Origin of the sequence: Grimontia kaedaensis, from assembly GCF_023746615.1 — a bacterium.
GTDB lineage: Bacteria > Pseudomonadota > Gammaproteobacteria > Enterobacterales > Vibrionaceae > Enterovibrio > Enterovibrio kaedaensis.
Window position 1 is genome coordinate 259,790 of the sequence record NZ_CP082276.1, and the last position, 14,338, is coordinate 274,127.

13 protein-coding genes are annotated in these 14,338 nt (G+C 49.8%); 7 read left to right on the forward strand and 6 right to left on the reverse strand.

The annotated features are described in order from the left end of the window. Nucleotides 1-4 precede the first annotated feature (4 nt). The 6 genes from K6Q96_RS18025 to K6Q96_RS18050 all read right to left on the reverse strand — a co-directional run bounded on the left by K6Q96_RS18025 (nt 5) and on the right by K6Q96_RS18050 (nt 4,892). A complete protein-coding gene (locus K6Q96_RS18025) occupies nt 5-1,387 on the reverse strand; it encodes a methyl-accepting chemotaxis protein (RefSeq protein ID WP_251881561.1) in 1,383 nt (460 codons plus the stop codon). A 4-nt stretch (nt 1,388-1,391) separates the two neighbouring features. After that, nucleotides 1,392-2,534 (reverse strand): ABC transporter substrate-binding protein, encoded by a 1,143-nt coding sequence (locus tag K6Q96_RS18030; RefSeq protein WP_251881563.1) that lies wholly within the window; start codon nt 2,532-2,534, stop codon nt 1,392-1,394. 97 nt (nt 2,535-2,631) lie between these two features. Then, nucleotides 2,632-3,126 (reverse strand): GNAT family N-acetyltransferase, encoded by a 495-nt coding sequence (locus K6Q96_RS18035; RefSeq protein ID WP_251881565.1) that lies wholly within the window; start codon nt 3,124-3,126, stop codon nt 2,632-2,634. A gap of 33 nt (nt 3,127-3,159) precedes the next feature. After that, nucleotides 3,160-3,357 carry a hypothetical protein gene (locus K6Q96_RS18040; RefSeq protein ID WP_251881568.1) on the reverse strand — a complete coding sequence of 66 codons (198 nt, stop codon included), beginning with the start codon at nt 3,355-3,357 and terminating at the stop codon, nt 3,160-3,162. Nucleotides 3,358-3,669: 312 nt separating this feature from the next. Next, entirely contained in the window at nt 3,670-4,188 is a 519-nt protein-coding gene (locus K6Q96_RS18045) for a lipocalin family protein (RefSeq protein ID WP_251881570.1), read from the reverse strand. A gap of 68 nt (nt 4,189-4,256) precedes the next feature. Then, nucleotides 4,257-4,892, reverse strand: coding sequence for an SGNH/GDSL hydrolase family protein (locus K6Q96_RS18050; RefSeq protein ID WP_251881572.1), 636 nt, complete (start codon nt 4,890-4,892; stop codon nt 4,257-4,259). A 292-nt stretch (nt 4,893-5,184) separates the two neighbouring features. Here K6Q96_RS18050 and K6Q96_RS18055 point away from each other — a divergent pair, with 292 nt between their 5' ends. The 7 genes from K6Q96_RS18055 (at nt 5,185) to K6Q96_RS18085 (ending at nt 14,326) form a co-directional block, all read left to right on the forward strand. Then, nucleotides 5,185-6,516 carry a glycine cleavage T C-terminal barrel domain-containing protein gene (locus K6Q96_RS18055; protein WP_251881574.1) on the forward strand — a complete coding sequence of 444 codons (1,332 nt, stop codon included), beginning with the start codon at nt 5,185-5,187 and terminating at the stop codon, nt 6,514-6,516. A gap of 48 nt (nt 6,517-6,564) precedes the next feature. Beyond that, a complete protein-coding gene (locus K6Q96_RS18060; RefSeq protein WP_251881576.1) occupies nt 6,565-7,455 on the forward strand; it encodes a methylenetetrahydrofolate reductase in 891 nt (296 codons plus the stop codon). A 114-nt stretch (nt 7,456-7,569) separates the two neighbouring features. Beyond that, nucleotides 7,570-9,258 carry a formate--tetrahydrofolate ligase gene (locus K6Q96_RS18065; protein ID WP_251882399.1) on the forward strand — a complete coding sequence of 563 codons (1,689 nt, stop codon included), beginning with the start codon at nt 7,570-7,572 and terminating at the stop codon, nt 9,256-9,258. Between the two features lie 141 nt (nt 9,259-9,399). After that, entirely contained in the window at nt 9,400-10,554 is a 1,155-nt protein-coding gene (locus tag K6Q96_RS18070; RefSeq protein ID WP_251881578.1) for a sterol desaturase family protein, read from the forward strand. A 134-nt stretch (nt 10,555-10,688) separates the two neighbouring features. Then, nucleotides 10,689-11,669, forward strand: coding sequence for a dipeptidase (locus tag K6Q96_RS18075; RefSeq protein ID WP_251881580.1), 981 nt, complete (start codon nt 10,689-10,691; stop codon nt 11,667-11,669). A 22-nt stretch (nt 11,670-11,691) separates the two neighbouring features. After that, nucleotides 11,692-12,225 carry a DUF5943 domain-containing protein gene (locus K6Q96_RS18080; RefSeq protein ID WP_251881582.1) on the forward strand — a complete coding sequence of 178 codons (534 nt, stop codon included), beginning with the start codon at nt 11,692-11,694 and terminating at the stop codon, nt 12,223-12,225. A 40-nt stretch (nt 12,226-12,265) separates the two neighbouring features. After that, nucleotides 12,266-14,326 carry an NADH:flavin oxidoreductase gene (locus K6Q96_RS18085; protein WP_251881584.1) on the forward strand — a complete coding sequence of 687 codons (2,061 nt, stop codon included), beginning with the start codon at nt 12,266-12,268 and terminating at the stop codon, nt 14,324-14,326. Nucleotides 14,327-14,338: the final 12 nt, after the last annotated feature.

Here is a 14,338-nt window from a genome sequence, read left to right on the forward strand (position 1 = left end):
GACTTTAGCTTTGCCGGTTACCTTTGATGAGACCTTCGATGGTCTCAGTCACCTGTTTGAGTTTCAGGCTCTGCTCTTTGTAACTCATCGAGACTTCTGAGGTTTCATTGGCAATCTGGTGGTTGTTGTTGACGATTCCTGTCATGGACTCCATGGCAGAATTCACCTGAATAAGGCCTTTCATTTGCTGGTTGAACGCCTGACTAAAGGAATCAATTTCCTGCGCCAACCCTTCAATTTTGTTGGAGATATTCGAAAAACTGACCTGGGTTTGTTCCGAAAGCGCCTTACTTTCCTTCACCCGCAATTCTGTGTCTTGCACTATCTTGCCAACGGTGACCATTGAGTCTTTCAGCAGCTTATCGATATCTTGCGATGCTTGACCCGACATTAAGGCCAACTGGCCCACTTCCTGAGCCACAATGGCGAACCCGCGTCCGTGCTCACCTGCACGCTCGGCTTCTATAGAAGCATTGAGTGACAGCAGCTTGGTTTGGAAAACAATGTCATGAATGACCTTGGTGTAGTCAGAGATCTTTCTAATGATCTCGTTTATCTCCTGCAACTGCTTGTTGGAGTTTTCAATCAGCACGACCGAATGCGCCATCTTGTCCATGTTCTTACTGCCGTCAGAGCTGAGCACTAACGTACCTTTGGACACATCCAGACAGGTCAGGACGTTTTCATTGGTGCGCTCCACCATCTCCCGGATTTCTGACATGGCAGATACATTGGAATCCAGCGCGCTTCGCTGTTTCTCAACCCCGTTGGCAATGTCTTTCGCGCCTTGTAGAACAAGCCGGGAATTTTCCTGAGCAGCTTCAGACACATAGGCGAGGTCTTTGGTAATTGAAATGAGCGGCTTAGAAAGTCGCATTGAAACGAAATAGATGATTAAGCAAAGCAGAATGATGATGCTGACAAAGCAAAACAGCACCACTTGCAGATTCCTTTGCAGTGCCGCCGTTGAAGCCTTCTCGTTGTAGGTAATATTCAGCACACCGAGCAAAGTCCCATCAGGAGCGAGGATTTCTTCCGAATACTTCAATGCTCCTTCACTGGCTTCCTTGGGGGCGGTTTCTGTGTAAGGCACCCCAAGGCTGTCCATAAATTGGATATGATCAATATCCTTATCTTTCATTCCAACTTGAACAAACTCCTCCAACGCAGACAAGTCATAATTCATGATGTATGTCTTGCTGGATTGATTCAGAAAGTTGGCCAATGACTGCACTTTCCCTTTTTGTATTTGGGATAACTCTTGAGCAGTCATGTGGTGGAAGAACACAGCCGCCAATACCAGCAATGCGGTGATACTCCCGATCAAGGGAACAAGAATCCGGTACTTAAGCGACAACCCTTTAAAAAACGACATCCACTTATTCATGGCTTCACTTCATGCTGCTGACTGGTATCGCTTTGCCATTCTCGATTTTCGTCAGGTATACATCGTCCAGGCCCTGTCTATCAGACTTACTGAAGTTCACGTAAAGGCCACCAAAGTTCTTGTTGCTGATGCTCTCCATCGCACTGACAAAGTTTGAACGGGTGAGTGACTGACCTGCCTGCTGTAAGGCTTCAACAATCACCATGGCATTCAAATAGCCTTCCAGTTGGGTGTAGTAAGGGTTTTCAATACCTTGGGCGGCGAGATCTTTTTTGAAGTCTTCAATAATGCGAAGGTCACTTTCATCTGGGTTAGGCATGACCTGGGAGATGTAACTGCCGTTGCCATCAGCACCTAATTCTGCAATCAGCTTTTTAGTGCCCACAAAAGAGATATTGGCGAACTTAGCGCCAAAGCCTTTCTGATTTGCCAGTTTGATGAAGGCACCACAAGCTTTATAGGCGCCGACCAAAATCACGGCATCCGGATTTTTGCTCATAATGCTGTTCAGCCCTTGCTCTACATCTAATGTATTTCGTGTGTATCTGCCTTCCGCATGGATTTTGAGGCCACGTTTCCTGAGGGCGCGCTGCACGCCCGCTTTACCTGCTGCGCCATAGCCGTCGTCTTGAATAAACACGGCAATTTTCTTGTATCCCAAATCATTGATGAAATGGTTAACCAGCTTTTCGGTTTCATTGAAGTAGCTGGCGCGGATATTAAAAATATTCGGATTGGTAGGGGTGCGAAGAAACTCTGCGCCGGTGAAAGGGCCGATATAAGGGACTTTTGCACGGTTCACTTCGGGAACGACGGCTTTTGAAGTTGGTGTGCCAACGAAACTGACGAGGGCAAAGACTTTGTCAGTATAAATCAGCCTCTTCGCATTCTTGGCTGCGCGATCCGGTTCGTAACCGTCATCAAGGGAAATGACTTTGATCTGCCTGCCATGAACGCCGCCTCCCCGGTTAATTTTCTCAAAGTAGGCGAGGGTACCCGCTTTCACCCCTGTGCCCAAACCCGAGGCTGGGCCGGAAAGGGCATTACTCATGCCGAATGTTATGGTGGTGTCCGTGACGCCGACTTCAGCAAAAACGGAATATGGTAGCGCGAGAAAGGATACCATTATCCAGCGTGAGAATTTCATCACAAAGTCCCTTACTAACTATTTGGTTATTAGTGAGTATAGGAAACATAGTTAATGTTTCATTACTGAGAATTTATGATGTCAAAATCAGGACTGGTTACAGGCAGGGATATTCGTAAAGCGCGGCATCGAAGCCTTCGACTTCACGACGATCAATGAAATAAAAACCGAACGATTCGTAGAAATTGCGAAGCCTTGGTCTGTCACCATGGCAATCACAGCGCAGCCAATGTCTTCCCTCCGACTTAACTAACTCCACCATAGCCTGTAAAACGCGATGACCAATACCACGGGTGATAAAGGCATCACCAATGACTAGTTTGTGAAAAAACAAAGAGTCATTAGCATTGATTTGAGGCCAGAAAAGAGCATCCATTTCTAGGATGAAGACACCGCCGATAATCTGGTCGTCTTCTTTGACCAGGTACAGGCTGCCATCGCCGTATGCTTTTTGCAGTGCAGATACCGAGACTTCTTCTCGTTCCCAAAGTGGGATTCCCGCGCTTTTGAGTCTTTCAATGGCTTCGAAAAGAAACCCTTCAATTGTCCGCCAATCGTCAGGATGGGTAGATTTTGTCAGTGATATCGGCATAGATCCCAGTGTTCTGCGACCGCGGCGTTCAGTTTAGACCTCTGACGTTTCTGACAGGGACTTTTTCAGCGAGCGGGCTTTGTTAAGTTCAATTTTATAGGCAGCCAACAGGGTGGAAAGATCACTCACTTTCACCGTGCAATTGCCCTCGTTGTCCATCGAGTTTAGAACGTCGTCGTTAAGTCTGGCGAGTGCATCACGCGTCGCCGGAGTATCAGTTATAATAGGCATCGTTATTGACTTTTTTGTTATTAATGTTGGGCTATTTAATCAGAAAGCGACTCAAGGAAACAATCTGGTTTTGAAACGGATTGTTTCAGTCAATCGAAGTGTAGCGCTTGGTGTCATAAATGGCAGGGTTGGTACAAAAATCAACCAGAAAATTAGACTTGTCACCCAATTGTAATGAAATTAGCCGCTTAAAGTTACTCAAAGCGGCCATGCATTAAATTGTGAGGATGTCATTTCAAGCGTGGAAAGTGCGTGTTATTTGCCTTCCAAGAGTAGTGAAGTTTTGCGATCAACGTCGAATAACGTGGCTGCCTATTCGCTGCGCACAGGGTATATCAGCGCCTCAGTATTAAAACCACGGGATTTGGCAGCTTCGATGAATTTCTGCATTACCTCTTCCGGCACTTCAGGCGTTCTCGCCAGAAGCCACAGATAGTCTTTGTTGTAACCAGAGACGAAGGCGTAGTCGTAGTTTTCACCTAATCCAAACACCACGTAAGACGAGTAAAAAGGGCCAAAGAAGGAGACCTTCAAATGAGCGACATCACGTTCGCCGACGAAGTAGGCTCGGCCTAACGCTTCACTCCATTCTTTGTCTTCATCGTTGTAACCGCGGTTAACAACGTTTATCCCGCCATCGTCGCGTGGTGTGTACTCCGCGGAAACCAAAGAAAGACCGCGTTCGAATGAGTGGTCGAGTCTTGCTATTTCGTACCATTTTCCGAGGTAGCGTTGTTCATCAAATCCAGTAATAGGCTCAACACCTTCAGGAACGGATTGGCAGGCGGTCAGGCCAAAAAGAGAGGCCGCAATCAACAGCGCTTTAAACATAAATCGTGTCTTCTTTTTAATTGTTGGACAGTATGGCTTGATACGATGCCAAAATCCTAGTGGCTCATTTAGCGAAGAATTTTCGCCAGCGCATCAGCTAATGCCGCATGACCTGCTTCATCAAGATGGAGGCCATCAATCGGTGATGCCTCACAGACGGTTGTTGCTTCGAAGAAATCGCAGCCTTCTTCCTTTGCCACTGCACGGAAAAAGTTCGCAAGCTCAAGAGACTTCTGCCGACCATCACGAAAACCTGAAGCCCAGTTGTTGGCGTCGTGCATTGGCGCAGGCGAAACAATCAAAATACGCGGTGTCGGGTGACCTGCGTTGTCACACTGTTTGACCTGACCAATTAGCTTGCGAATACCTTCTGCGATCCAGGCAGGCTCTGAAGGATACTGGGATTTCAAATCATTGGTACCAAGTGTAATCACCACGCAATCCAGTGGGCGGTGGGTGAGCAGTATCATGGGCAGAGCAGCGCTTCCATCACGGTAAGGTTTCATTGGGTCATTCCACACAGTGGTTCGTCCATTGAGCCCTTCCTCAATAATCACAAATCTGTTTTGTGTATTGTCATCTTTGTCACTATTGAGCGCGTTTTGAAGGCGCGATGTCCAGCGAACGCCTTCGCCCCAACGCGATCCATTTGAGGGGTTGTAACCCCAAGTATTTGAATCACCGAAACATAAAATCCGTGGCATGGAATTATCCCTTTTTCTCAAGTGCTTCCATTTTACGATGATTAGCGGAATTCGTCGTCAGTTGACTGTGATGAATTGACGCTTTTCATTTTTACCGTGTCGCGTGTTGAACCGCTTGGATTGCTAAAACGGCTCAGTTTGGGCAGAAGGGATGAGGCTAATCCATCATCCGTTCTAGAAAGTGCTTTGAAACAAAGTGCGAAGCATCCAATCAACGGACGATGAGGGACCTGCATAAGGGACGTCAGAGTTTTAGGTACATAGGTTACCGAATGCAAGGAGTTCAGATGCAATGAATGAAAAAACACCCATGCAGAAGCGAGCCGCCGCGGCCAGGCATACAACCTCTGTTGATCAATCTAACCGACGAGTGCCGATTAATCTCAGGCAGTCGGGTCCCACACCGGTCGAGCTTCTGATCTCTACTCGGGTGAGAAAATCACCCTATTGGCATCTTTCTTACGAATCTGACTGCTGGCAGGCCACGATTTATAACCGCATGTATCATCCCCGCGCCCATATTCCTAAAGAGCAAGGCGGCGTGATGGCGGAGTATGATGCCTTGGTCAATCATGTGGCGATGTGGAATGTTGCGGTTGAGCGCCAGATTCAGGTGAAAGGACCGGACGCTGAAAAGTTCGTCGACTTCGTTATCACTCGTCCAGCTAATATCATCAAGCCCATGCGCGGAAAGTATGTGATCTTATGTAACGAAGAAGGCGGGATCATGAATGACCCCGTGCTTTTGCGCGTTGCTGAAGATGAGTTCTGGTTCTCGATTTCAGACAGTGACATCGAATTTTGGCTGCGTGGCGTGAACATTGGTAAAGGCTTTGATGTCACCATTGCAGAAATTGATGTCTGTCCAGTGCAAATCCAAGGGCCGAAATCAGAGGCGCTGATGACGGATCTGTTTGGCTCAGAAGTCAGTGATATTCCCTTTTATGGCTTGATGGAAGGTACGCTCAATGGGGCTAACGTGATTATCTCCCAGACCGGATTCAGCGGAGAAAAGGGCTACGAAATCTACTGCTTGGACGCAACGTTGAACGCAGAAAAAGTCTGGTATGGCGTGCTGGAAGCAGGTGAAAAGCACAACCTGAAAGTGACCGCCGTCGCTCATCACCGTCGCATTGCCGCTGGCATTCTTTCCTGGGGACAGGATGTTGATCAGGAAGTCTCTCCTTTTCAATGTAACCTCGGCTATCAAGTCCCGAAAGACAAAGAGGGCGACTACATAGGCAAGGCGGCACTTGAGAAAGCCAGAGTACAAATTGAATCCGGAGAATCTCCGTATCCTCTTGGTATGGTGGGGATTGTTTTTGGTGGCGAGCCAGTGATTGATTACGCTAACGATTTTTGGCTGATTTACGGCGAAGAGGGTGACGATGCAGTCGGCTACGTGACATCGCCTTGGTACAGCCCAGAACTGGAAACCAACATCGCGCTTTGCCATGTGCCTTGGAATGGACGGGATGTCGGCACCAAATACAGGGTGGCGTTACCAACGGAATTTGGCGGAGAGATTGTCGACGCTGAGATCGTCAGTATACCCTTCCGCCCTTCGGTGAATCCTAATTCCCGGGAAGTGGAGAAATCGCGTACCAGTGCGCCTGTTTCCTGACCTATATACTGGCGGTGCATTGCACCGCCTCTTTCTGGCGAAACGCTCATGACCATGAATTTTGAACAAGGCAAAGTTGATTGTATGCCTCAGCTTCCCGATCCCGCTTTTGCTGCGGCAGAGCTTATTTATCATGCCTCCCTTGAGGCGACACCACGTCAAGTGAGCGCATTGGAAAGCCGTCCTGAATGGCTACCGGAAGGTATCCGAGTGTACGTGCCTTTTCTTCCCTCCTCGAACTTTGAAGATGCTTTCGATACCTGTAAAACGCTGTTGATTTGGGGTGCGGTCCCGGTTCCTCATCTTCCTGCCCGCGCTGTCCCGAGCGAAGAGAAACTTCGTGAATGGTTGTTAGCGCTGAAAGTACTTGGCGTAAAGCAGCTGCTGCTTATATCTGGCGACATTAAAACTGTGCAGGGGCCTTATGCGGATACCATGCAGCTTCTGCAATCTGGTCTGTTGCAGGAATACGGTATTGAAAGCTTTGGTGTTGCGGGGCATCCCGAAGGACATCCTCACGCCGACCAAACAACGCTGAAAGATGCCCTTGAATTTAAGAGGAATTATGCCAAAGAACACGGACTATCCCTTTGGGTGGTGACGCAATTCTCGTTTGATCAGACGGTTTTGGAGCATTGGCTCGATGAACACCAAACCATACTTGCGGGAATTCCGGTGTATCTCGGACTTGCAGGGCCTACGCGTTTGAAAAACTTGCTTTCGTACGCGGCGCAGTGCGGGGTTGCAACATCAGCAAAGGCGCTGACCAAGAACATAAATGCCGTCAGGCTGCTGAGACCTTGGACGCCAGATTCATTGCTGGAAGGGCTGGCAATGTATCAATCGAATAGGTCGGAATCTGTGTTGAAGGGTATCCACTTGTTTCCGTTTGGTGGGCTGAAACAATCAGCTGAATGGCTCGCTAATAAAGCCAGATAATCCAGTTCACGGACAGTAACCCGGCATTTAATCTTGATGCCGAGACCCTGAAAGAGTGAAATTTGGGGCGTTCTAATGAATAATCAAAATAATACCGTATTAGTGACTGAAAATATGACAGCTTTACCTCCGCCCGGCGCGCCTGATATTGAAATCGCCCGTGCCGTCAAACCTTGGCCGATCTTTGAAGTGGCCCAGCGTAAACTCGGCATAGCCGCACATGCTTTGATCCCGTTCGGACATTACAAAGCCAAACTGGATTTGTCACAGATTGATACCACATCGAAAGTGGGCAAACTCGTGCTGGTCACCGCGATTACGCCAACTCCTGCAGGGGAAGGCAAAACTACCACCAGTATTGGTCTGGCTGATGCCCTGAATGATATCGGAGTTAGCGCCAGCGTTTGTTTGCGTGAACCGTCACTGGGCCCTTGTTTTGGTGTGAAAGGTGGAGCTGCTGGCGGTGGCCGTGCGCAAGCCATTCCGATGGAAGATTTAAATCTCCATTTCAACGGTGATTTTCATGCGATCACCTCTGCCCATAACCTGCTGGCAGCTTTGATAGATAACCACATCCACTGGGGTAACGAACTCAATCTGGATGCGCGCAAAGTATCATGGCGTCGTGTGATGGACATGAATGACCGCGCGCTTCGCCATACCTTGGTGGGATTGGGCGGCCCTGCGCATGGTCAGCCGCGCGAATCTGGTTTCGACATTACTGTGGCGTCTGAAATCATGGCAATCCTTTGTCTGGCAGAAGACAGAAAAGATCTCCAGCGCCGTCTGGGTAATATCATCATTGGACGCGACCGCGACAACAAGCCAGTGACCGCGCGTGATTTAGGCGCAGAAGGCGCAATGACGGTGCTTTTGAAAGACGCGATTCAGCCAAACCTGATCCAGACCTTGGAGCACAACCCAGCGCTTATTCATGGCGGTCCGTTCGCCAACATCGCTCATGGCTGTAACTCGGTGATGGCGACCCGCACAGCCATGGGTCTGACCGATGTTGTGGTGACGGAAGCGGGTTTTGGCGCGGATTTGGGCGCAGAGAAGTTCATCGACATTAAATGCCGTATTTCTGGTTTGAAACCGGATGCTGCTGTATTGGTGTGTACCGTGCGTGCGCTGAAAATGCAGGGTGGCGTCGCGAAAGACAATCTGGATGCAGTAGACGTTGACGCGGTGAAGCTTGGTTCAGCCAACCTCAAACGCCATATCGAAAACATGCAGAAGTTTGGCCTGACGCCTGTGGTAGCGATCAACCGTTTCCCGATCGATGATGCCAAAGAGCTTTCTGTCATCAAAGAAGTTTGCCTGAGCCTGGGCGCGCGCGTCGAAGAAGCACAGCATTGGGCAGAAGGTGGAGTCGGTGCCAAAGCGGTTGCAGAAGCAGTGAAAACCATCTTGGACGGAGAAGCACCAGATGTGCAATTCCTCTACGAAGATGACCTGCCAATTGATGACAAAATCCGCAAAGTCGCCACCTCGCTCTATGGCGCGGAAGACGTGCAGTTCAACATCGCGGCGCAAAAGCAGCTCGATGAAATCCACCAGTTGGGTTACGGGCATCTCCCTGTTTGTATCGCGAAAACGCCCTACAGCTACACTTCAGAGCCTTCGGAACTTGGCGCACCATCAGGGCACATACTGCCTGTGCGGGAACTTCGCCTGATGGCGGGTGCAGGTTTTGTTGTCGCGATTTGTGGTGACGTCATGACCATGCCAGGACTGCCACGTAAACCCGCCGCGCTCAGCATCTCACTGGATGATGATGGCGAGATTGTTGGACTGTTCTGAGCGCCATCTGATTTAAGTGTCGAAAAGCGCTACCTTGGGTAGCGCTTTTTGTTACTTATTCCTTGAACGTTTTTCTCCTGCCTTGAAGCACGTAAAGTACTTGTCATTCAATTCCAAGCGATTTGGCAGCAGGAGCAAGTGATGTGTAAGAAGGACAAACCGTATCAATATCAGGAGCGTCAGGTTGAGTTAGATACCGACCGCGCGTTTCGTCTTGGCGAAGGCAAAATCAGCGGTTATCTGTCCGTGATATTGGGTGGTTTGTCGCTGCTTGCCGTACTGGCTTATCTCTTTCCTTCCTATCTCACCACGACTGAACTTCGTAAAACCTACGATGCGGAAAGCCTGCAACATGTCCTGAAATACGGCATGTATTTTTCTCTTTTCTTTGGTGCCATGACTCACCTGCTGAAGAGGTATCGTCGTCTGGGTTGTATCGGCATATTGCTGACGCTGGTGGCTTTTGCTTTAGGTGGTTACACCTTACCTGTTGGCCCGGTTGAGCCGAAAGAACTCTCCTTGGGAGTGGATTGGTTAATCCTGGCATTTTTAGGCTCTGCTGCGATCTTTATGACGCTGGAAAAGCTACTGCCGAAGTACAAGAACCAAGTTATCTTGCGTAAAGAATGGGAAACGGATTTCTTCTATTTCTGCTTCAACCACTTGGCGATTTCCACCATTTTGATTTACGCCAACTACCATACGTCGCACTTTGACTGGGCAGTAAGTGCTTCATTGCAAGAGTCTGTGCAATCCCTGCCAGTCATTGTTCAATTTGTACTGATTCTGATTGCCGCGGACTTTGTTCTTTACTGGGAACATCGCCTGTTCCACGAAGTAAAAGCGCTGTGGCCCGTTCATGCGGTTCACCATTCGGTGGAAGAATTGGATTGGCTGGCAGGCTCTCGAGGTCACTTCATTCAAGTGTTTTCAGAGCGTGCAATGGTGATGGTGCCGCTGTATTTGCTGGGGCCTTCAGAGGCAGCATTGAATGCTTACGTGGCTTTCGCAGCGCTGCAAGCGGTATTGATTCACTGTAACACCCGCATGCACTTTGGTTTTCTGAAATATATCTTAGTAACGCCGCAATTCCATCACTGGCATCACAGCTCAGAGAAGCCTGCGATTGACACCAATTACAGTGCACATTTGGTGTTGTTTGACTGGTTGTTCGGCACCATGCACATGCCTAAACAGCATTGGCCAGCAAAATATGGCACCACCAAACCTATGCCGAAGGGCGTAATCAGACAAACTCTGTATCCGCTTACTGCACTGATTAGAAAGCAAAAATAAATTCAAAACTCTCCTCTATGCGCCGTTCGCGGCGCATTCCAAATACATCCTGTCGCATTCGCATCGCTGGATCAGCTGAGTGTTGTTTAAGTTGGCTAAATATAGAAAAGGAAAAACCAACAAAGGACGCACCCATGTCAGACGCTCTAGCGCTGCATCGAGATTCCATCATCATTGATGGCCTGATTATCGCCAAATGGAACCGGGAACTGTTTGAAGACATGGCAAAAGGTGGTCTGACGGCTGCCAATTGCACGGTTTCGGTATGGGAAGGTTTTCAGGGTACCGTCGATAACATTGTCGAATTCAACGAATTGATGCGTGAAAACAGCGACCTCATTCGTCCGGTACACACTACTGAAGACATTCTCGCCGCTAAGCGTGAAGGTAAAACCGGCATCATGCTGGGCTTTCAGAATGTTCACGCTTTTGAGGACAAACTCGGCTACATCGAGATTTTCAAAAAGCTGGGTGTCGGTATCGCGCAGATGGCTTACAACACCCAGAACCTGGTCGGTACAGGTTGCTATGAGCGCGATGGTGGTTTATCCGGTTATGGCCGTGAAGTCGTCGCGGAAATGAACCGAGTCGGCATCATGTGTGACCTTTCCCATGTTGGGCCAAAAACCTCGGAAGAAGTGATTCTGGAATCGAAAAAGCCGGTTTGTTATTCCCACTGTTTGCCGCTTGGCTTGAAAGATCATCCCCGTAATAAATCCGATGAAGAGCTCAAGTTCATTGCTGACCACGGCGGCTTTATCGGCGTCACCATGTTCGCCCCTTTCCTGAAAAACGGCATCAATTCCACTATCGAAGATTATGTCGAAGCCATCGATTACATCGTTGATCTGGTCGGTGAAGATTGTGTTGGTATCGGCACTGACTTCACCCAAGGCCACGATCAGGAATTCTTTGAATGGATTACCCACGACAAAGGCTACGCAAGAAGGCTGACCAAATTTGGCGAAATCATCAACCCGAAAGGTATCCGCACCGTGGGCGAATTCCCGAATCTGACGGCGGCTTTACTCGACAGCGGTTGGTCGCCAGAGAAAGTGCAGAAAATCATGGGTGGCAACTGGGTCAAAGTTCTTAAAGACGTTTGGGGCGAATAAGCCATAAAGAGAGGAAGCATTAATGGGTCATCATCCACCGGAAATCCCTATTCAGGTCGACGACGAAACTGGCGTTTGGAGCACCGATGGCTTGCCTATGCTCTATGTTCCCCGACACTTTTTTATCAACAACCATGCTGAGGTGGAAGACGCGATTGGCGCAGTTCAATACGCGGATTTGCTCTACAAAGCGGGCTACAAATCTGCTTATTTCTGGTGCGAGCAGGAGGGGGAAACCCACGGCATCTCCGGTGCAGAAGTGTTCGACCATTACATGAAGCGTCTTTCCCAGCGCGGTTGGGGACAGTTCTTTATCGAGCATCTGGATGTTTCGCAGGGAACGGCAAGAGTGCGGCTCGAAAACTCCGCATTCGTTTACTACTACGGCAAGGTGAACCGCAAGGTGGATTACATGTTCACAGGCTGGTTTGCTGGCGCCATGGATCAGGTGACGGAGAGCGTCGGCTTTCCGTTCAAAACCCATGCAGTGCAATTGCAAAGCGGCTCTGAAGAAGGCTGCGATTTTGGACTGTTTGAAGTGAAGCCGATTGGGTAAGAGAAGGTCCTAGGACCTTAAAAACTAAAAAGGAAGTGCAATGTCTCAGTTCGACGCTATTTTCCAGCCGCTTGCGATCAACAAGCTGACGATCAGAAACCGGGTGATCAGTACGGCACATGCCGAGGTGTATGCGACGGAAAATGGCATGCCGACTGAGCGCTATATCAAGTATTACGAGGAAAAAGCCAAAGGTGGCATTGGCCTTTGCGTCTGCGGCGGTTCAAGCCCAGTGTCTATCGACAGTCCCCAGCATTGGTGGAGTTCGGTGAACGTCAGTACTGATGAGGTTATTCCACACTTCCAGAACCTCGCTGATGCCATGCATAAACATGGCGCGGCTATCATGATTCAACTGACCCACATGGGGCGTCGTTCCCGTTGGGATGGTGGTCACTGGCCGACCTTAATGAGCCCTAGCGGTATTCGCGAACCTGTGCATCGCGCGACCTGTAAAACCATCGAGCCGGAAGAAATCTGGCGCATTATCGATGATTTCGCGCAAGCCGTCCGTCGTGCAAAAGAAGGTGGCTTGGACGGTGTTGAGCTCTCTTTTGCCCACCAACACCTTGTCGACCAATTCTGGAGTCCGCGCGTTAACCGTCGTACCGATGAATGGGGTGGCAGCTTCGAAAACCGCATGCGTTTTGGCGTTGAAGTACTGAAAGCTGTGCGTGCGGAAGTAGGGCCGGATTTTGCGGTTGGCATCCGCATGACGGGGGACGAATTCCATCCTGACGGCCTTGACCACGAAAACATGAAGGAAATCGCGGCCTATTACGATGGGCTGGGAATGATCGATTTCTTTAGCGTTGTCGGCTCGGGCTGCGATACCCACAATACCTTGGCAAACGTCATCCCGAATATGACTTACCCGCCAGAGCCGTTTATTCACCTCGCCGCAGGTATTCGCAGTGTGGTGAATGTGCCTGTGATGCACGCGCAGAACATCAAAGATCCGGTGCAGGCTGCGCGTGCGCTGGAAAGCGGATTGATTGACTTTGTCGGTATGACCCGCGCCCACATCGCAGACCCTCACCTCATCACCAAAGTGAAGCTGGGCCAGACAGATCAAATCCGTCAGTGTGTCGGTGCCAACTACTGCATTGACCGCCAATATCAGGGTATTGATGTCCTCTGTATCCAAAACGCAGCGACATCTCGCGAAGCCAAAGTGCCACACACCATCAGCAAAACCGACGGCCCAATTCGTAAAGTGGTTGTTGTTGGCGGTGGTCCCGGTGGTATGGAAGCCGCGCGTGTCTGCGCCGAGCGTGGCCATCAGGTCACCCTGTTTGAGAAAAACAGCGAACTTGGCGGGCAAATCACGCTGGCAGCCGCCGCACCCCAACGTGAACAAATCGCCGGTATTACCCGCTGGTTCGATCTGGAACTGCGCCGTTTGGGGGTGAACCTTGTATTCGATACGGCGGCAGATGAGGCGACTATTATGGCGGAATCGCCAGATGTGGTGGTGCTGGCTGTTGGTGGTAAACCGTTTATCAATCAGGAAGCCAAATGGGGCGGTGATGACGGTCTGGTGGTGAGCAGTTGGGACATTCTGAGCGGTGCGGTTGAGCCGGGAAAAAACGTGGTGGTGTATGACACCATTTGTGAATTCGCTGGCATGTCTGTGGCGGATTATCTCGCGGCTAAAGGCTCATTGGTGGAAATCGTGACAGACGATATTAAGCCGGGTGTCGCTGTCGGTGGCACCAGTTTCCCCACATACTATCGCAGCCTTTACGAGCGCGATGTGGTGATGACGCCTGATCTGGTGCTGGAAGAAGTCTACAAAGAGGGTGATAAACTGATTGCCCGCTTCGAAAACGAATACACAGGTGTCCGCGAAGAGCGCGTGGTCGATCAGGTAGTGATTGAAAACGGTGTCAGACCGGACGAGGCGCTCTACTATGCGCTCAAAGAGGGCTCCCGCAACCGTGGTCAGGTAGATATCGACACTCTTTTCGCCTTCGAACCACAACCCGCATTTGCTGAACAGGCGGACGGTTACCTGCTTTATCGCATCGGGGATTGCAGCGCGCAGCGCAATATTCACGCTGCCATCTACGATTCACTGCGTCTGTTTAAAGACCTCTGACCGACTGCGGGG

Excerpts from the sequence above, each read along its gene's own strand:
- K6Q96_RS18025 (WP_251881561.1), bottom strand. The coding sequence starts at position 1,387 with ATGAATAAGTGGATGTCGTTTTTTAAAGGGTTGTCGCTTAAGTACCGG.
- K6Q96_RS18030 (WP_251881563.1), bottom strand. The coding sequence starts at position 2,534 with ATGAAATTCTCACGCTGGATAATGGTATCCTTTCTCGCGCTACCATAT.
- K6Q96_RS18035 (WP_251881565.1), bottom strand. The coding sequence starts at position 3,126 with ATGCCGATATCACTGACAAAATCTACCCATCCTGACGATTGGCGGACA.
- K6Q96_RS18040 (WP_251881568.1), bottom strand. The coding sequence starts at position 3,357 with ATGCCTATTATAACTGATACTCCGGCGACGCGTGATGCACTCGCCAGA.
- K6Q96_RS18045 (WP_251881570.1), bottom strand. The coding sequence starts at position 4,188 with ATGTTTAAAGCGCTGTTGATTGCGGCCTCTCTTTTTGGCCTGACCGCC.
- K6Q96_RS18050 (WP_251881572.1), bottom strand. The coding sequence starts at position 4,892 with ATGCCACGGATTTTATGTTTCGGTGATTCAAATACTTGGGGTTACAAC.
- K6Q96_RS18055 (WP_251881574.1), top strand. The coding sequence starts at position 5,185 with ATGAATGAAAAAACACCCATGCAGAAGCGAGCCGCCGCGGCCAGGCAT.
- K6Q96_RS18060 (WP_251881576.1), top strand. The coding sequence starts at position 6,565 with ATGACCATGAATTTTGAACAAGGCAAAGTTGATTGTATGCCTCAGCTT.
- K6Q96_RS18065 (WP_251882399.1), top strand. The coding sequence starts at position 7,570 with ATGACAGCTTTACCTCCGCCCGGCGCGCCTGATATTGAAATCGCCCGT.
- K6Q96_RS18070 (WP_251881578.1), top strand. The coding sequence starts at position 9,400 with ATGTGTAAGAAGGACAAACCGTATCAATATCAGGAGCGTCAGGTTGAG.
- K6Q96_RS18075 (WP_251881580.1), top strand. The coding sequence starts at position 10,689 with ATGTCAGACGCTCTAGCGCTGCATCGAGATTCCATCATCATTGATGGC.
- K6Q96_RS18080 (WP_251881582.1), top strand. The coding sequence starts at position 11,692 with ATGGGTCATCATCCACCGGAAATCCCTATTCAGGTCGACGACGAAACT.
- K6Q96_RS18085 (WP_251881584.1), top strand. The coding sequence starts at position 12,266 with ATGTCTCAGTTCGACGCTATTTTCCAGCCGCTTGCGATCAACAAGCTG.